General features: G+C 55.9%; 13 protein-coding genes and 2 pseudogenes. 12 read left to right on the plus strand and 3 right to left on the minus strand.

The features are described 5' to 3' along the window. A partial coding sequence (locus EN943_RS04935) for a 4Fe-4S binding protein (RefSeq protein ID WP_164750051.1) occupies positions 1–111 on the plus strand: 111 nt, incomplete at its 5' end. Continuing rightward, positions 108–314, plus strand: coding sequence for an exopolysaccharide production repressor protein (locus tag EN943_RS04940; RefSeq protein ID WP_082826584.1), 207 nt, complete (start codon positions 108–110; stop codon positions 312–314). The genes EN943_RS04935 and EN943_RS04940, both read left to right, overlap by 4 nt. Before the next feature lie 597 nt (positions 315–911). On the opposite strand, the gene EN943_RS04945 is transcribed toward EN943_RS04940, so the two are convergent. Continuing rightward, a complete protein-coding gene (locus EN943_RS04945) occupies positions 912–2,714 on the minus strand; it encodes an ABC transporter ATP-binding protein (protein WP_063169366.1) in 1,803 nt (600 codons plus the stop codon). Between EN943_RS04945 and EN943_RS37565 the strand changes: the two genes are divergently transcribed. Further along, the gene (locus tag EN943_RS37565; protein WP_127262113.1) at positions 2,694–2,996 is read left to right on the plus strand and encodes a hypothetical protein; all 303 of its coding nucleotides are present in this window, start codon (positions 2,694–2,696) and stop codon (positions 2,994–2,996) included. The genes EN943_RS04945 and EN943_RS37565 overlap by 21 nt on opposite strands. A gap of 354 nt (positions 2,997–3,350) precedes the next feature. Then, positions 3,351–4,097, plus strand: a complete 747-nt coding sequence (locus EN943_RS04950) for a LuxR family transcriptional regulator (RefSeq protein WP_063169365.1) — start codon at positions 3,351–3,353, stop codon at positions 4,095–4,097. Positions 4,098–4,113: 16 nt separating this feature from the next. On the opposite strand, the pseudogene EN943_RS04955 reads toward EN943_RS04950, so the two are convergent. Further along, positions 4,114–4,349, minus strand: a pseudogene (locus EN943_RS04955) (transposase); the annotation flags it as partial. Positions 4,350–5,068: 719 nt separating this feature from the next. On the opposite strand from EN943_RS04955, the gene EN943_RS04960 reads away from it, so the two are divergent. From EN943_RS04960 to EN943_RS04990, 7 genes are all read left to right on the plus strand, one after another. Then, positions 5,069–5,785: an SPASM domain-containing protein gene (locus EN943_RS04960; protein ID WP_224571099.1), complete on the plus strand. Its 717-nt coding sequence runs from the start codon at positions 5,069–5,071 to the stop codon at positions 5,783–5,785. 1,064 nt (positions 5,786–6,849) lie between these two features. Further along, positions 6,850–8,106, plus strand: coding sequence for a diaminobutyrate--2-oxoglutarate transaminase (gene ectB / locus EN943_RS04965; RefSeq protein WP_063169362.1), 1,257 nt, complete (start codon positions 6,850–6,852; stop codon positions 8,104–8,106). After that, complete coding sequence (locus EN943_RS04970) at positions 8,099–8,938, plus strand: hypothetical protein (protein ID WP_063169361.1); 840 nt, start codon at positions 8,099–8,101, stop codon at positions 8,936–8,938. The genes ectB (EN943_RS04965) and EN943_RS04970 overlap by 8 nt, the downstream gene beginning before the upstream one ends. A gap of 166 nt (positions 8,939–9,104) precedes the next feature. Next, positions 9,105–10,406 (plus strand): diaminobutyrate--2-oxoglutarate transaminase, encoded by a 1,302-nt coding sequence (gene ectB, locus EN943_RS04975; RefSeq protein WP_063169360.1) that lies wholly within the window; start codon positions 9,105–9,107, stop codon positions 10,404–10,406. Between the two features lie 463 nt (positions 10,407–10,869). After that, the gene (locus EN943_RS04980; RefSeq protein WP_063169359.1) at positions 10,870–12,699 is read left to right on the plus strand and encodes an IucA/IucC family siderophore biosynthesis protein; all 1,830 of its coding nucleotides are present in this window, start codon (positions 10,870–10,872) and stop codon (positions 12,697–12,699) included. A gap of 390 nt (positions 12,700–13,089) precedes the next feature. After that, positions 13,090–13,656, plus strand: a complete 567-nt coding sequence (locus tag EN943_RS04985; protein WP_158515808.1) for a GNAT family N-acetyltransferase — start codon at positions 13,090–13,092, stop codon at positions 13,654–13,656. Positions 13,657–13,938: 282 nt separating this feature from the next. Beyond that, positions 13,939–15,669, plus strand: coding sequence for a GMC family oxidoreductase N-terminal domain-containing protein (locus EN943_RS04990; protein WP_224571100.1), 1,731 nt, complete (start codon positions 13,939–13,941; stop codon positions 15,667–15,669). A gap of 81 nt (positions 15,670–15,750) precedes the next feature. Here the strand turns inward: EN943_RS04990 and EN943_RS38200 are convergent. Then, positions 15,751–15,894, minus strand: a pseudogene (locus EN943_RS38200) (transposase); the annotation flags it as partial. Positions 15,895–16,350: 456 nt separating this feature from the next. Between EN943_RS38200 and EN943_RS04995 the strand changes: the two are divergent. Beyond that, positions 16,351–17,280, plus strand: coding sequence for a 2-oxoglutarate and iron-dependent oxygenase domain-containing protein (locus EN943_RS04995; RefSeq protein WP_063170383.1), 930 nt, complete (start codon positions 16,351–16,353; stop codon positions 17,278–17,280). The last annotated feature ends 193 nt before the right edge of the window (positions 17,281–17,473 follow it).

The raw sequence follows: 17,473 nt of genomic DNA on the forward strand, positions 1-17,473 counted from the left end.
ATGATCATGGTTGTCGATGATGCCGGCCGCTGCATAGGCTGCGGAGCCTGCGGCCGCGTCTGCCCCAAGAACTGCCAGACGCATGTTGCGGCCGACGAGCTCGCAACATGATCTGGCGAAAACCAGGAGAACGGCGTTGCACTTCATCTTTTTGTCGGCTCGTGGGGCTGGTCCTGTGCAGCAATGCGTCGATGGTTTACTTCGCTTTGGATTCGATCCGTGTGGCAGTCGTCACGACGCTGGCCTGTTCGCTGCTGCTTCAGGCCTGCTATTTCGGCTGCGTGCTCTTTTTCGCGGACGTCGATGATCTGTAGAACTGTTCATTCGCTCCGCAGAGGGCCGGCGAATCCAATCTCTTCCTAAGCCCGTTGGCCGTAATCGAAAGACACGGGGCCGGCGAGTTCGTGCTCAGCTGCCACTGTGCTAGCAAGGGAACGGAATCCAATCCCGGAGCAGATGGCCAGAGTTGAGCGAAGACTGCGGTCGGAGCTCCTGCGCTTCCGGGTCTCCAAGGGAACGACTTTGCGAACCGAAGGGACTTTGAACCGTTGACGTGGCCAGCGTGCGGTAGGTTGGGCCAGCGACAGGGATCCCGGCCGGCCGGGAAGCACCGCCCTCTCAATGTGCGTTGACTTCGCTTCCTTTGGCGAAATGTGGGTAACGGCGAGGGCCGCACTCTTCCCGGGCCGTCGACATTCCCGCCCTTTTGGTGCGTGCGCCGTTAGGCGCGACAATTCGGTGCCCGCGTGTAACTGCGCGCATTCGCCGAAGCTTAGACGTGGTGCATTCCCGCTCGCCCGTTTGGCGGACAGTTCCGGCCGTGCTGGTTTTGCCGCCTAACGCCCGCCGCTCGTCACTGCCACACCCCTCTCCGGCAACGGCTCGGCGCATCGCGCAAGCCGGTTTAGCGATCAGGCCAGGCCCTTCGCGAGTTCCAACGCCTGCCGTTCGAAGAGGCGGCGGTAAATGCCACCATCGAGATTGATCAGGGCGGCATGATCGCCGTCCTCCATGATGCGGCCACGGTCGAAGACGAGCAGCCGATCGAGCGAGCGGACCGTCGACAGCCGGTGTGCGATGACGAGTGTGGTTCGGCCCACCATCAACCGATCCACCGCTTGTTGAATGAGCACCTCGGATTCCGAATCGAGGCTCGATGTGGCCTCGTCCAGAATAAGGATCGGCGCGTTCGCGAGGAAGGCGCGCGCGATCGCCACGCGCTGGCGCTCGCCGCCGGAGAGCTTCAAACCCCTTTCGCCGACCAATGTCCCATAGCCCTTCGGCAGGGGCGCGATGAATTCGTGGGCACTTGCCAGTCGTGCCGCTTGCTCGATCTCGGCCTGGCTCGCGCCAGGCCGGCCATAGGCGATGTTCTCGGCAAGCGACCTGTGAAACAGGATCGGCTCCTGCTGCACGATCGCGATCTGCGAACGAAGGGACTCTTGGGTCACCTCCGAGACGTCCTGACCGTCTATCAGGATCCGGCCGCCGCTCAGGTCGTAGAGTCTCTGGATCAGCTTCACGAATGTTGTCTTGCCGGAACCGGAGGGTCCAACCAACCCAACCCTTTCGCCAGCTTCAATCGACAGCGAACATTCGCTATAGAGCGGCAGGGGATGGTTGGCGTAGCGGAAGTGGACGTTCTCGAAATCGATACGGCCGTTCGTGATCCGGATCGGCTTGGCCTCTGGACGATCGGCAACATCCACCTGCTGATTGTGGATGGCCACCAGTTCTTCCATATCATTAACCGAGTGCTGCACGTTGCGGACATGCATGCCGGCATCACGCAGATAGCCCTGCAGGACGATGAAGGACGTGAGAACATATGCTATCTCGCCCGGCGTTGCCTGTCCATGCGACCACAGAAGCAGGGCATATCCGACCACCGCCACCCTGAGCGCAACCAAAGTTACGCCTTGGGTTGAGCCGATGATCGTTCCGCGCACCCAGCTCCGGCGCGCGCGGTGCCGCCATTTCGTCATGATATTTGCAAGCCGCTCGTCTTCGCGAACCTCTGCGCCGAAGCCCTTGACCACAGCGTTGCAACTGACCGCGTCCGCAAGCGCGCCGCTGAGCCTTGTGTCCCATCGGTTGGCAAGGCTCGCCGCTGGCGCGACATAGCCGAGCGACAGCGAAATCGAAAACGCAAGGTAGACGAGAGAGCCGCAAGCAAAGATCACGCCCATGACCGGCCAGTGCCAGCCGAGCAGCACCGTCGAGCCGATCAAGATGACAAACGACGGGAGCAGCGTGACGAGTATCGTGCTGTTGAGGAGGTCGAGCGCCCACATGCCGCGCGTTATCTTGCGCACTGTCGAGCCGGCGAAGCTGTTTGCATGCCAGTCTGTCGAAAAGCGCTGCACATGATGGAACGCTTCGGTCGCGACGTCGGAAATCATTTTCAACACCAGGTCGCTCAGGCCAATGAAGGCGACGTGGCGCATGGCAATGCCACCGAGTGCCAATGCAATCGGTACAGAGAATGCTGCAACAGCTGAATCCGAAGCTGGTGCTGCCGCATTAGCAGCACGAGAAACAGCGTCGATGAGTCGGCCAGAATAGAGCGGCATCAACACGTCAGCCAGCGTGGAGGCGAGCATCGCGGTCATGATGATCGCGAGCCGGGCCGGCTGCCTGTTCCAGAGGCGAACAGTGAAGGCGAAAACGTCGCGACAAGTGGCGCCGCGCCCATGGACGGGGAAACGTCTCATAGTTTCCAAGCGGGCGCATCAACACGCTCGGTCCCAAAGACGATAAAAGACAAAACTGGAATTTCGACCTCCCCCATAACAGCATCAATTTTGGCGGGCAGCTCTTGCCGCCTCACGACGGTGAGTTCAAAAGTCGTGCCAACTGAGCGGGAACATCCGAAGGACAAATTCAGCAGGTTACCGAGCCTGGAGAAAGTCAGCCGCCATCCAGTCGATACGATTGCTACGGCTGCTCAACTCGGGAGATTGGAAAAGAAGGTCGATGTATCGATTGAATTTTGAGCTTGTTCTTGCCTCGATCAAATAAGTACAGTTGCAATGCAGCTTTCTCAGGCCCGGCACTTAGGTGCTGATTTCAAAAGCGCGCCGCGAATACTTTCCTGCCCATATTCCGTCAATCGAATGCTCGACTGTCGGATTGTGCGCTCCCCGACACAGTGCTGTCGGTTCGCCTCCTGGGTACCTCCCCCGTCGATTGACGACCTGAAGGAGAAGCTTCGCTCGCAAGCTGGCACGACTCTTGAGGGTACTCCAGGTGGCGGAAGGAACTCCGGCTCGAGTCCCGTTGACTTCGGATGTTGCGAGGCTGGGTTGGAGCAAACTGTGCACCAATGAGAACGCAATGAAGGAGACATCATGGAACTCCGGCGGATTGCGGTGGAGTTAGACCTATTCCTCAAGATGACTGATGATGTCGCTCAATCCGAACAGTTGTTCGAACTGTTGTCTGCGTTTGCGCTGAATTTCGATTGCCCGTGGATTGCCTATGGGCCGCTCGCATCAGAGAGGGCTTTCAAGCCGAACCGGGAGGGTTCTGTGGTGATGTGGAATTATCCTGCTGAATGGCAGGAGCGCTACTCGAGAATGGGCTATGCCAAAATAGACCCCCTCATCAAGAAAGGTCGAAAGGAGGCGGGACCCTTTCGATGGAGCGAGGTGTATACTGATGAAAACATAACTGAAGATGGACGCCGCGTCTTGGACGAAGCAGCAACATTCGGCTTGAGGTCAGGCGTTACCGTCCCATTACATGGCCCTGGTGGCAGCTTTAGGTTTGTGAGTTTTGCTCAATCCTCGGACTGCGAATTGCAGAATAGAGCGATCACCTACCTGCAAATGGCCGCGCTGCGGTTTCATCGGATGGTTACGAAGTTCGACACTACGACTGCGTCGGAACGAGCTCATAACCTGTCTCCGAGAGAAATAGAGTGCATTGATTTGGTGTCACAAGGAAAATCATCTTGGGAAATAGGAACTATTTTAGGCAGATCACGAAATACGATAGATTTCCATTTAAAAAATGTAATGCGGAAGTTGGATGCGACCAGCAGAACGGTAGCTGTTGTAAAAGCTTTGAACCTTGGGATTATCCAACCGCCGTAGGTGCGCAGCTAGTTCTCCGCCCGTAGTAGCGCGCGTGATAGCCGAGACGCTCCGGCGTGCGCTCGCTCTTCGAAGCACCCAGCGCCTCGTCCATCTCGGCCTCGAGCACCTCCTGCATCACGGCGCGAATCACCTCGTGCAATCCATCCGGCTTCGAAAGCAAAATGTCGTTGACGCTGCTACGGCGGATTTATCTTCAGGCTTGGTCCTGGTGGCGATGCTGAGTTCGCTTCGCTGAGATTGGGCGGTCATGACAGGGTGGTGTTCAATGTCACCGATTCCTGGAAGAAATTACCATCCGTATTAAGCGACTGACGATGAGTGATGTGTGTCCAAAATCTGACAGCTGTCAGAAAACATTTCGGGTTCAATACAGCGGAGCGTCTTAGCCCTGTCGGGCTTTTCGAAGCCTATCTCGCAGTAACTGCGCGCCAGGCGCACTAGCTCGGCCTTTGCTGGTCGATGTGCGGCAATATAGTGTGAGGGCTGACCCGCATGAGAACACGGAACTCGCTCGATGAAGGATGATCGACGGCATCCAGAAAGCTTCTCTCCGGCGGGTTCGAGGGTGCTGCGCGCGCATCTCGGCGACGGGCCAGCGACCAACGGTTGAGGCTACATCTCCGGAGCGAGTGATGCCTCGAAAGATGCAATGCTGTCTCTGGTCCGACGCGCTGGAAGTTTGTGAAGGGTCGGCCCGGCAAATCGGTGAACCGGGCGGCTTAGGCTGCCAAAAAGGGTAGATGTCTGCGTTGCCTCGGTAGATCAGCAGGCGGTATCAGAAAGCCAAAGGCACACGCACACCATCGTGGCGCTTCGCAGGAAGTAGATGGGAGTAATCACCAGTGATTTTACCGGAACTTCGCTCAGCAAACACAGCCGGCAGGGTTTTGGAGATAACGACGACCACGGGATGCGTCGTAGGATGTTCATATTGTCCCCAGGACAAGTTCGCGGTCCGGCAAAGAAAAGTGTCTCATGCGAGTCATCTGGATCTTGAAGATTTCAAGCGGTGTCTGGCCCGCGTACCGACTTCCGTCGACATTGGTTTTGCGGGATACTCCGAACCTTGGCTCAATCCGGACTGTACCGAAATGGTGGAGCACGCCTTCGCCAAAGGCCATGGCATCAGGATTTTTACGACGCTGGTGGGAATGAACGGGCAGGACCTGCAGCGATTGCAAGCCTTGCGCTTGGGCGTATTCGTGGTCCATGTTTTCGATGACGGCACCTACATGAACAGCCGCCTGGTCGGAGACAAGTATCGCGATCTGGTTCGTCAACTCGTCGACGCGGACATCCCCTTGATCCGATTCGTGGCCTTGGGCGAGCCCCACCCAGATATAGCCGACATTATTCCTACCGAAGCCCTGATAAAAGCGCGGCCGGTGAGCAGTAGGGGTGGAAGCGTCGACCCTAAGATCGTTGCACCACGTCAGCCAGTGGTCGGAGCCCTAACCTGCGTGGACGCACGACAGTATCGGAATGTTCTTCTTCCAAACGGCGACGTTACCCTGTGCTCTATGGATTTTGAACGGCGTCACGTATTGGGCAACCTTCTATATGAGGGTTACTCCGCTCTGTTTGAAAAGCCAGTTTTTCGCGAAATCGTCGACCGCATGAATGGAGCAGATGGTTTTCTGCTTTGCAGGATGTGTGAATTCGCCGACCCAAACGACCGGACCTGAGTGCATGCCGGCCGAGAGGGCGTGCCTGGCAGTGCGGATGGCCCCACGACAGATGCACCTGCCCGCGACGCCATCGTGTTTTCACGTTACGCCAGTATGTTCCTGTAGGCGCGGCAGTGGGCCTCGAGCATTTCGGAGACGAGCTCATCGAAAGGTCTTCGCCTTCCAACCGAGCTTGTCGGCCTGCCTAGCTTGAGGTAACGCCGATCACAGGTCAACCATCGGTCGGATGGAAACAGTGTTAGTCGATCCCGATCAGAGCTTGATTGCTTACTCACGGCTCACCTCGTCAACGCCTTCACCCTCCCGGACGATCTCCTTTTCGACTCGCCTGAAGGCAGCAGCCCAGCTGCGGCCGGGGATGGTTGCCGTCGCGGTAGTGGACGTTCTCGAAACCGATGCGGCCCTTCGCCAGCGCGTCTCCCGGTTGCTTCCGCCTGGCCTACGAACGGGCTTTCCGTCAAGGGGGTCCACGGCGGCCCCGCCCTCTTGATCCGGCGGCTCGGGCCAGTCATCGCGCAAGAGATCGGAATCCGCATTCTTCTCAAAGAGAGCGTGGCTTTCGCTGTGTCATCGGTCATCAAATAGTTTCTTGAATCAGGTTGGTGTCCGCAGCCCGAGGTTGAACGGCGAATATTGATGACCGCCGCGAAGCCGCTCGCTCGCTACGGCGCTATTGAGGAGCGCGCTCGCGAGCGGCTTCGCTACCGCCGAGCGACACAACCTCTGGCGACGCGACCCTGCTGATCTCCTTGGACTCATTCATTTGTCCGGAGCGCTATGGGCAGCGAAGGGTGGGTACGTCAACTACCTGATGCCATAGTAGCGATGCTTTCGCGGAAGCTTTAGAAGCCATCCTGTTGCAGCACATTCGAAAGCATCCGAATGGAGGGCAACGCAACCCAACAATATTTGATGAGGATGCCGGCATCACCAGACCAAACCCAGACCAAACAAAGCTGCCTCCGGCATTCTGCTTCAACGTTAAGCGACGAACATCTGCCGCAAACCACTAGCCATTAAACAGCTCTCTTCTTTGAAAGACTATGTGCAGAGGACTTGATATGGACACCGACGCTTTCACGGCTCATGAATCTAACGTTCGTCGTTATTGCCGGGCGTTCCCCACCGTCTTTACGAAGGCCCTTGGGGCGACGATCTGGGACGAGACGGGTAAGCCCTTTATCGATTTCCTGGTGGGTTCCGGCGCACTCAACTACGGGCACAACAATCCGGATATTATGGCGCCAGCGATTGAATATCTCGTCGGTGAGAACATTCTTCTGTCGCTTGATATGCATACGGCGGCAAAGCGTGACTTCATTGAAGGGTTCGTCGATTGGATCCTGAAACCCAGAGGCCTTTCGTACAAGATTCAGTTTCCCGGGCCGACCGGCACGAACGCCAACGAAGCGGCGCTGGCGCTGGCGCGAAAATACACCGGCCGCTCGAGCGTCATGGCCTTTACGAATGCGTTCCACGGCATGTCGCTCGGCTCTCTAGCGGTGTCGGGCTCGGCCTCAACCAGGGAACTGGGAGGCGTCGCTCGCCACGATGTGATCCGTGTTCCCTATGACGGCTATCCGAGCCAAGCTTTCGATTCCGCCAGTTACATCGACAGCGTTTTGAGCGACCCGGGGAGCGGCATAGAAAAGCCTGCCGCAATCATTCTGGAGACCATCCAGGCCGAAGGCGGCATGAACGCCGCATCCGCAGCTTGGCTCACGGAAATTCAGCGCATTTGCCGTACGCACGGCATTGTTTTTATCGTCGACGATATTCAGGCGGGTGCGGGCCGAACTGGCGATTTCTTCTCATTCGAGTCCGCGAAAATCGAACCGGATATTGTGTGTCTTTCCAAGTCCCTAAGCGGTTCAGGTAGTCCGTTGTCCATCGTTCTGATTCGACCCGACTTGGACATATGGAAGCCCGGAGAACATAGCGGGACCTTCAGAGGCAACAATTTCGCCTTCGTGACGGCAGGAGCCATGTGCAAGATGTGGTCGGATAGGAAATTTACTGCAGGTGTCGAGCGGACAGCCGTCAGGCTGCAAACGCACCTCGATCGCCTGGTTGCGAAATTTCCAAGATACATCGAACAGAAGCGCGGCCGCGGTCTGATGGCCGGCCTGAAATGCCGTTCACCGGCAGTTGTCGGCCGCGTGCACGATGTCGCATTCGAAAATGGCCTTCTTATCGAATCCTCGGGGCCAAATCGCGACGTTATCAAAGTCCTCCCACCGATAACCATCACCGATGCCGAACTCGATCGTGGCATCACCATCCTTGAACACGCACTACAGGAGCAAGACAATGCCTAGTCAGATATCTCAAGTGCCAGCCATCTCGCCGGTTTCGATCAAAGAACGGACCGGGTCGATCAACACGGCGGAGATCATCTCGGTCCTGAAAGGTGAGCTCACCGCTCTGCACATCAAGCAAGCTTTCAGCACCGAAGTAGCCGAGGAGATCACTACGAACTTTATTGGAAGCTCTGGTCTCAGAGAGCGTAAAGATGGTGTGCCCGGACAATATGTCGGCGCATCTCACTACAGGAAGGATGCAGCCACCTATTTCGCAGACGCCGAAAACGCGCGGCCGTACGTCGATGCCCTTTTTAAGAATTTGGTTGACCCGGTTCGAGCAGTATTCAGGGCGTTGAAGCGAGAGCTTCACAACCAGGGAATCGAATTGCGGCTAGCCCGTTCCGAACACGGCCAGGCCAATGTTTGTCGCGGCCTCAGTTGGTCGGGCACAGGCACATTTTCCTTGGATCCCCACGACGACGTCGCTCAAGTCTTACGTGCTGGCGATGATTACGAGCTTTCTGCGGTGGCGCACAATACGGTCGCAGCGCTCAACCTCTATCCCAGCATGCCTGAGGAAGGCGGCAATCTGAAGCTCTGGAGCCACAAGCCGACGGTTGCGGACCGGATATCGCAAGGTGTGGAGACCACTGGATATCCCTATTCGGCAGCCTATCTGGAAGCCGTCCCTTGCCGCGAGTTCGAGCTCAAAACCGGGGATATCGCCCTAATCGATGGCGGCTTCGTTCACGGGGTTACCGGTCAATTAGGCGACGGAAAGCGTCGCCTAGTGCTGAATTGCTTTTTCGGATTTGCGCGGCCTGATCTTGTTCTCTGGTGGACGTGACGTTGGACCTCGCAGCGATCGACTGGCTTGGGCCGTGAGTTGGCGTGGCCAGGCGTGTGACTGCTCATGCTGCCGTCATACAAGCCGAACCTCGAACCGATTGAAATGGCCTTCGCCAGACAGTTTGGGCTGATGCCTTTGCAGGCTACAATTCAGGACTCGCCCTATGAAGAAGCAGTTTACTCCTACAAACGATGTAAGCCTCGCGATCTTTGATCGTCTTGAGTCTGAGGTGCGGAGCTACGTCCGTGCGTTCCCAGTTCTGTTCGATCGAGGCGTCGGCACTGCCCTCATAGCTACAGACGGTCGGGAATACATCGACTTCTTGGGAGGCGCGGGAGCCTTGAATTACGGGCACAACAACCCAGCCTTCACGCGGGCGTTGTTGGACTACATTGCGCGCGACGGAATTGTGCACGGGCTCGACCTTGCTACGACCGCCAAGAAGGCCTTCATCGAAGCTTTTGAGCAGTTTATTTTGAAGCCCCGCGGTCTGTCTTATAAATTGCAATTTACTGGCCCCACAGGTACGAACGCGGTCGAGGCGGCTCTGAAGCTAGCTCGCCAAGTGACCGGCAGGTCAAACATCGTTTCGTTTACGAACTCGTTTCACGGAGTCAGCGCTGGGGCGTTGGCGGCAACCGGAAACACGAAGTTCCGAGATGCTGTCGGCTTTCCCCTCGCGCACGTGACATCGTTGCCGTACGAGGGCTATCTCGGCGCTTCAGACACGATCGAGTATTTCGAGAAGCTTCTCGATGATCCTAGCAGTGGTCTCGGCAAACCCGCTGCGGTGATCCTAGAAGCAGTGCAGGGCGAAGGCGGTGTCAATGCTGCTACCGTTGAATGGCTGCAACGGCTGCGTGATCTGACCTCTCGGCACGAGATCCTGATGATCCTCGATGATATTCAGGCTGGTGTCGGTCGCACAGGGAAATTCTTCAGTTTCGAGGCGGCTGAGATCGTGCCGGACATCGTTACCCTGTCAAAGTCGTTGTCTGCAATTGGAACGCCTATGGCCCTTGTCCTCATGAAGCCTGAACTTGATGTCTGGACGCCGGGTGCGCACACCGGCACGTTCAGGGGCAACAACTATGCTTTCGTCACTGCTCGTGCGGCCCTTGAGACTTACTGGTCCGACTCCAAGTTTGAAGATGAGATTGCTCGCAAATCAGCCATCTTGGCTCAAGAACTCAAGTCGATCGCAGACGACTTCCCCAGCCTTGCTCTGAATGTCCGAGGCCGCGGCTTGATGTATGGACTCGTATCACCAAAGCACCACTCATTGCCGGGGCTCATTTCCCGGGAAGCTTTTCGTCGCGGCTTGGTGATCGAGATCGCTGGCTCGTATGGTGAGGTGCTCAAGTTCATGACAGCCCTTACCATAACCGAGGCTGAACTGCGCCGTGGTCTGTCGATCGTACGCGACAGCATTGGCGCGGTGCAGGACAGCATTTCAGCGGAGTAGGCATTCACTCAGTCCCCCCTACCCAGTCTGGGCTTATCAAGCAAAGGAAATTCCGCTTTAGACGTATGCGATTGTATGGAGACGGACAGCAAAAATGGACACTCGGAGAGCTCAAACAATGGACACCGACCGCTTGACGTGATCGAACGACAGTACGGCATGTGCAAATCAATACACACTTCTTGCTCGTTGCAAGATGAAGGACGACGTCCAGGGCCGGTGAAACCGGTATTCTAATATATTATATAAGTAAGATGGTAATATTGCTGGTTTATCACGAGCGAAGACGAACGGTACACAACACATTAGAAATTAACTTGTATAAGAGGTCCGGTATTTCTTATCCTTTCTGATGAAAAATAGAACGGATTTTGTGCGACGTCGAAGTTTGGCGAGACGAGTGTAAGGCGCGTTCGCGAACCTTACACCGTTACGTTCTGAAGGAGTTGAGATCGTGAGTGATATGACAGCCCGAGACGATGAGATAAGCCTAGCCGAACGCGTAACGCAGCATTTGAAACCGCATTTATGGGCAAAGGCCAACCGGCTCCTTATCCGTAAAGCAATCAGCGAATTTGCACACGAGTTGCTAATTGCTCCTCGACTCCAGCGAATGGAAGGCGACTGGGGGAAGTATGTGCTGGAAAGCGAGACCCCTGGGTTGGAGTATTGGTTCCAGGCTCGGCGCCTCCTGCTAGATCACTGGCAAGTGGACGCCGGCTCTCTGGAGAAAAGGATTGAGGGCAGGCCGGCCCCCCTGGATGCGCTTGATTTTGTTATTGAGTTCAGCCGCCATCTTGGCATAAAGGAAGAGATGATGCCGGTTTACCTGCAGGAGATCAGCAGCACGCTGTATGGCAGCGCGTACAAGCAGGCCAAAACAGAGATATCCGCCGCAGAACTGGCTTTTGCCGATTACCAGATCGTTGAGGCTGGCATGACGGAGGGCCACCCGACCTTTATCGCGAATAACGGTCGCATTGGCTTTGACGCGCTCGACTATAGTCGCTATGCGCCGGAGGTGGGCAGTTCGATAAGACTCATATGGCTGGCCGTCCATAAAGAAATGGCAACGTTTAAGTCCATTTCAACGCTCGACTACGACCTTCTCATGCACGAGGAACTCGGTCGACAGGCGCTGGAACAGTTCGACGCAGCGTTGCGTCAAAAGGGACTAAACTCGACCGATTACATCTATATGCCAGCGCATCCTTGGCAATGGTTCAATCGGCTCTCAACTATCTTCGCGGCGGATATCGCCAACCGGCACATTGTCTGCCTAGGCCAGGGGAAGGACATATATCATGCCCAGCAATCGATCCGCACACTTTTCAATATAAGCGATCCGCATAAACGGTACGTGAAAACGGCGCTGTCGATACTTAACATGGGGTTTATGCGCGGCTTGTCACCGACACACATGCTGGCGACGCCCGCCATCAACGAATGGTTGAAGAATTTGCTCGACAGTGACTCCTATTTAGCCGCCAACGGCTTCAGCATCCTTCGCGAGGTCGCGACGATTGGCTATCGCAATCGTTGTTTCAACACCGCCCTCAAGAAGGACTCCCCTTACAAGCAGATGCTTTCTGCGCTGTGGAGGGAAAGCCCCCTTCGGCAGTTGAAAGAAGGGGAACGTCTGATGACAATGGCGTCGCTGCTTCATGTCGATTACAATGGTGAAGCACTCGTGACAGCCCTCATCAATGCCTCGGGGTTAGACGCCGCCGCTTGGCTACGCCGCTATTTTGAATCTTATCTGGCGCCGCTTCTCCACTGCTTTTATGCTTACGATCTAGCGTTTATGGCACATGGAGAAAATATAATTCTAGTTATGAAAGATCACGCTCCGACGCGAGTTATCATGAAAGACATTGGCGAGGAGCTTCGTATTCTAGGCGGAGATCTCAACGTGCCGGAGGAGATTAAGAGGATCTGCATTCAAGTAAATCGCGACATGAAGCACGACTTCATTTTCACCGACGTTTTCGACTGCTTCTTTCGTTACTTGGCTGTAACACTCGAAGAACATCTTGATTTTCCGTCGACACACTTCTGGCAGCTCGTAAGCGAGTCCATCCTTGGCTACCAGACGAAACATCCGGAATATGACGAAAAATACAGGCAGCATGACCTATTCGCTCCAGAATTTCTGCGACGATGTATGAATCGACTGCAGATACAAAAAAACCAGCAAATGGTGGACTTCGGTGATCCGGGAGAATACCTGCACACCGTCGGCACGCTGAAGAACCCACTGGCGGGCATTCGCAAAGTGACCAGTGCAGGTTAAGCTTGAAGGAGGCGCGTATTTTAAATGAACAATGTAGTTAGCCGGTTTTGGGCCAATACCATACCCCCCCCTTGGGGTAAGCAACCCCTTGCGTAAACGCCGCCGCAGCATGTTGCGCGTATCAGGCGCCCGCTCACCAGCGCGTCGCCTGCTTCCATTCTGAAAGGAGGCGCCTAATTTTTTTATCGCCTTCGGGCCGGCTTTCCAGGTGCCGTCAACACTGACACGGTTAGGCGCCCAAAGCTTGATTTGTGTAGACCTCGCTACCTTAAGCATAAACCTCGTCGAACGCCTTCAATCAAGCACTGCGGCCTTGACGCTCATGCTAGGAGATCATGGCCGCGTTGGAGGTAAGTGCGGCTCTAACTTATGGCTAGAAGGGAGCTTCTCATGTACATTCTAGAAACGCCGCGCCTAATCCTAAGGCCACCGTCGCATAGCGACGAGCTTCTTCTACATGAGCTTCATAGCGATCCATTTGTGGTAAATGCCATGTGGGATGGAGTCTATCCGACCCGAGAGCAATCGAAAGCTAAACTACAACAGTTCATCCATCATTGGCAGAGCAATGGTTTCGGCTTATGGATGGTGTTCGTAAAAGGCGAAGGCCAAGTCGGAAAATTCGCAGGCTACTGTGGATTGATGTACAGTGGCCCGTATCTGCCCGAAGATCCCACTAATGTGGAAACCGTATCGTGCCTCCACCTTGCGTCTTCCGGTAAGGGGATCGCCGCAGAGGCCGGCAGGGCAGCGATCCAGTTTGCTTTCGAGAACCTAACGCTCGAGAAGGTCACTTCATTCATTCGCCCAACGAACACGCGTTCGCTTCGGAAAGCACCGAAAGTAGGCCTTCGCTATGTAAGAGACCGGGTCTACAATAACGTAGTTATGCGATATTTTGAAGTGACAGTCTTGACTGCTGTAAAAATCGAAAAAGTCGTCGTTATCTCTTGTTAGTATCATTGTTTCTCGGAAGACGGTGATGCAAGAAACCGTAGGCGAGCGCTGCTCTCGCCCTACGAACTTGCAATCATTCACACCGACGCACCGGCGTGTCCGGAGATGCATGTGCCCTGGAATTGAGAGCTTGTCGGTTCAGAGATAGTTCAGATGGGTCGCTCGGTCTCGCTTCGGGCATGCCCTCGACCGATTTGGCGATCAAATCGCTCCGTTACAGACGGCATGATGTGGAGCTGCCGCGCCGTAAGTGACCATATCTCAGGCGGTAGGAGGAGCGCTTTGCTGAAGAAGCCCATCACACTTGGTACCTTGATGGGGAGTTGCGTGGTTTTCGATTATATCGTCGTGGGTGGTGGCTCCTCTGGATGCGTGATGGCGAGCAGGCTCTCCGCCTATGGCGCTCGCGTGCTGCTCATTGAAGCTGGCCCTGATACGCCGCCGAATGCCATTCCTGACGACATCCAGGATGGCGACCCAACGCGTGCTTACCTTAATCCCGGTTATCGATGGCAGTCACTCCACGCGACAACGGTGCGAGGTGGCCGCAAGCCTGTCCATTACGAACAGGCGCGCGTCATGGGTGGCGGCTCCAGCATCAATGCCCAAGTCGCCAACCGCGGCGGGCCCGGAGATTACGATGAGTGGGCCTCAAGCGGTGCAACGGGCTGGGGTTGGGAAGACGTGCTGCCCTACTTCCGTCGTCTAGAATGCGATTTGGATTTCGGCGGGGAATTTCATGGCACGAACGGCCCCTTGCCAATCAAACGTGTGCGCCAATCAGACTGGTCGGGCTTCATCCGGGCAATCTCCGATGCTTACGATGCTTTGGGGCTTCATTTCAGGCCAGACTTCAATGGTGCATTCGGTGATGGCTATTCAGTTGTCCCATTGACCAACCGCAATGGTCATCGGGTCTCCTCCGCGATGGCGTACTTACCCGAAACCGTCCGCTCTCGCCGCAATCTAACGATTTTATCCGAAACGACAGTTGCGCGGCTGACCTTTTTGGGAACAACGGTAACGGGGGTCGAGACGGAGAACAAATCGGGCGTGCAATCGTATAGCGCTTCTTGCGTTATCCTGTGCGCAGGAGCACTCCATTCACCCGCCATATTGATGCGCTCCGGGATCGGCCCCGCGAAGGAATTAGTACAATTCGGAATCCCTATCGTTGCAGATTTGAAAGGTGTGGGCCAGAATCTTCAGGAACACCCCACGATTTGCGTTTCGGCCTATTTGAAGCCGGCCGATCGCTTGTCACCCGGCGTGAGCGAATATATTCAGATGCACGCCCGCTACTCGTCGGGTTACGAAGGCTGCCCGTCGACCGATATGGCAATATCGACTGTTGCCAAATCATCCTGGCACCCGCTGGGGAGGCGCCTCGGCACTCTCGCCGTGTGGGTCAATCGCAGCTACTCGACGGGAACTGTGGCGCTCAAGGGTAGTTCGCATAAAATAGAGCCGGAGGTCGATTTCAACTGGTTGAGCGACAAGCGGGACGCCGAGCGCCTCAAGCAGGGCTTTCGCTTCATAGTCCGCCTGCTGCAGCAAGATTCGCTGTCCTCTGTGGCGCTGGACCCGTTTCCGTCAGCGTTGAATGCGCGAGCGAAGCTGGTGAGCAAGGTCACAAGCACAAACTATGCACTCACGTCATTTCTGGCGCTGCTCATGGACGCGTCGCCGCGGCTGCGCCGTGGGCTGATTAGGCGCGTCATAACGGATGGGGATAGCATTTCCGATCTCGTCAACGACGAGAAACATCTGGATCGGTATATTCGCCAGAACGTCATCCCAAGTTGGCATCCGACGTCGACCTGCAGGATGGGGGCAGCCGCGGATCCTGGCGCTGTGACCGATCCGTCGGGACGCGTTCATGGTATTTTGGGTTTGAGGATCGCCGACGCTTCCGTCATGCCATTTTGCCCTCGGGCGAACACAAACATTCCGACGATTATGGTGGCTGAGAAATTGGCCGACACAACCTTGAGAGACGGCAGACGGAGCTAAATCGCTGCCTGCTTTGCTGCTCGGCTAGTCGTCTCGTCGAGACGGCGGATAACGTCGACAAGCGCTTCCTCAGCTCATGTGCTCCTTGGTGCCGCCAGGCAGAACGCCGAACCCGATGTAGATGGCTTTTTTGCGAACGAAGTCTTCGTCCCTGAGCTTGACCGCTCGACCCGGATAGCGTCGAAAAAGACTATGGGATAGGAAAATTTCGAGCGGTCGGTTTCTGCCATTCGGCCATCGTCCGGGACGGCGTGTGTGATGGACGAGCTCAGGTAGCTGGCGATACCTCGCGTCATAGAGCTCTTCGAGATGGCCGATCCTGCCATGAAACCCGGAGGTCGGCGCTGGTCTGGATTGAGCCTGGAAGTCATAAAGCAATTCAGAATTGTAAATCGCTCTTAGTATCTTGGCCGTGATAATGTTAAACTAACCGCGACGGATGTAACAATATATACAACTATATTAACATACAAATCGTTGTTATCTTCACCAGGAAGCGCTAGAGATCAATTGCTAAGACGGAATCACCGCCCAGCCATCGGCTTAGCCTTAGAATGGGACATCATGTCGACTTTCGTTATTATTGGAAGAGACGGCGCGTTGCCCACATCCAAGGAACTGTCGACTTTGAGAGCCGCGGCAAACACTAATCAACTTAAGCGCCCAAAAAGGGGATTGACTATGACCACGCTGCCGAAAATTTCACTTTCGAAATTGAGAGACGATGCAACGCGACGTGACGAGCGCCAGCGCCTGCAAATGGCATGCCAGGAATACGGGTTCTTCTACCTTGTCGAGCACGGCATCCCCGGGGAACAGATCGCGCAAGCCATTGAGGCTTCCCGGCGATTCTTCGCATTGCCACAGTCGGTTAAGGAACGCTACGGGCACGCCTTTCAGGACGTGTACCCCACTGCCGCCCGTGGATACAGTCCTTTACACGGCGAAATGCTACATCCTGAGGCCGGCTTCGATCCAAAGGAGGTATTCGACCTCGGAATTGAGAACGAAGGCGACCGGCGTCCGTTCTCCGGCCGCACGCGCCTTCCGGATGAAGCCTTGGCTCCTGGCTTCGCAAGAAACCTGCTTGCTTTGCAGGCTACCGTGCTCGCCGGGATTGTCCCCCAGATCGGGGATGCGCTGGCGGACCTGATAGGTATGGAAGAGGCATGGTTCCAACGCCATTTCAGCACGCCGACGCTTGGGCAACGCGTGATACGGTATCCAGCTCGCGGCGGCACTTGCGCAAAGCACACGGATCATGGCTTCTTCACGCTGCTGCTGCAAGAGGAACTCCCCCTGCGTTCCTTGCAGGTGTGGTTCCGCGGTCGATGGATGCCGGTGCCGAGCCTGCCCGATAGTCTCGTAGTCAATCTGGGCGACCTCCTTCAGGTCTTGAGCGACGGCCGCTTCAAGAGTACGCCCCACCAGGTCGTGCATAGTGGTCCGACTGATCGAATTTCGCTGCCCTTCTTTATTTATCCCGAGATCGACGCTCGCCTGACTTCGCGACAAGGGCAGCAAGTTAGTGTTGTAGAAATGATGCTGCGCAACGTTGAGTCAATATGGGTGACTGGGAATGGCGCCGGACGCGCGCGCGAACTGCAATGATTGTCTGCTTTTCTAAAGCATGCGCAATTATGGCGCCGACGCGGTGCAGATCTCCGTGGTAAGCTGGAAGAACTCTCGCATCCGCTAGATTGTCCCGCCGTCGCGCGTGTAGCGCGGCGGTCGGAAGCCCGCTTCGGGATGAATGCACCTATGGTGTCAGATTGTTTGCATCGTGTGGTCGCAGGGAAAGATC

The sequence above is a fragment of the Mesorhizobium sp. M7A.F.Ca.US.006.01.1.1 genome (genome assembly GCF_003997935.1).
Taxonomy (GTDB): domain Bacteria; phylum Pseudomonadota; class Alphaproteobacteria; order Rhizobiales; family Rhizobiaceae; genus Mesorhizobium.

Excerpts from the sequence above, each read along its gene's own strand:
- EN943_RS04940 (WP_082826584.1), top strand. The coding sequence starts at position 108 with ATGATCTGGCGAAAACCAGGAGAACGGCGTTGCACTTCATCTTTTTGT.
- EN943_RS37565 (WP_127262113.1), top strand. The coding sequence starts at position 2,694 with ATGGACGGGGAAACGTCTCATAGTTTCCAAGCGGGCGCATCAACACGC.
- EN943_RS04945 (WP_063169366.1), bottom strand. The coding sequence starts at position 2,714 with ATGAGACGTTTCCCCGTCCATGGGCGCGGCGCCACTTGTCGCGACGTT.
- EN943_RS04950 (WP_063169365.1), top strand. The coding sequence starts at position 3,351 with ATGGAACTCCGGCGGATTGCGGTGGAGTTAGACCTATTCCTCAAGATG.
- ectB (WP_063169362.1), top strand. The coding sequence starts at position 6,850 with ATGGACACCGACGCTTTCACGGCTCATGAATCTAACGTTCGTCGTTAT.
- EN943_RS04970 (WP_063169361.1), top strand. The coding sequence starts at position 8,099 with ATGCCTAGTCAGATATCTCAAGTGCCAGCCATCTCGCCGGTTTCGATC.
- ectB (WP_063169360.1), top strand. The coding sequence starts at position 9,105 with ATGAAGAAGCAGTTTACTCCTACAAACGATGTAAGCCTCGCGATCTTT.
- EN943_RS04980 (WP_063169359.1), top strand. The coding sequence starts at position 10,870 with ATGACAGCCCGAGACGATGAGATAAGCCTAGCCGAACGCGTAACGCAG.
- EN943_RS04985 (WP_158515808.1), top strand. The coding sequence starts at position 13,090 with ATGTACATTCTAGAAACGCCGCGCCTAATCCTAAGGCCACCGTCGCAT.
- EN943_RS04995 (WP_063170383.1), top strand. The coding sequence starts at position 16,351 with ATGACCACGCTGCCGAAAATTTCACTTTCGAAATTGAGAGACGATGCA.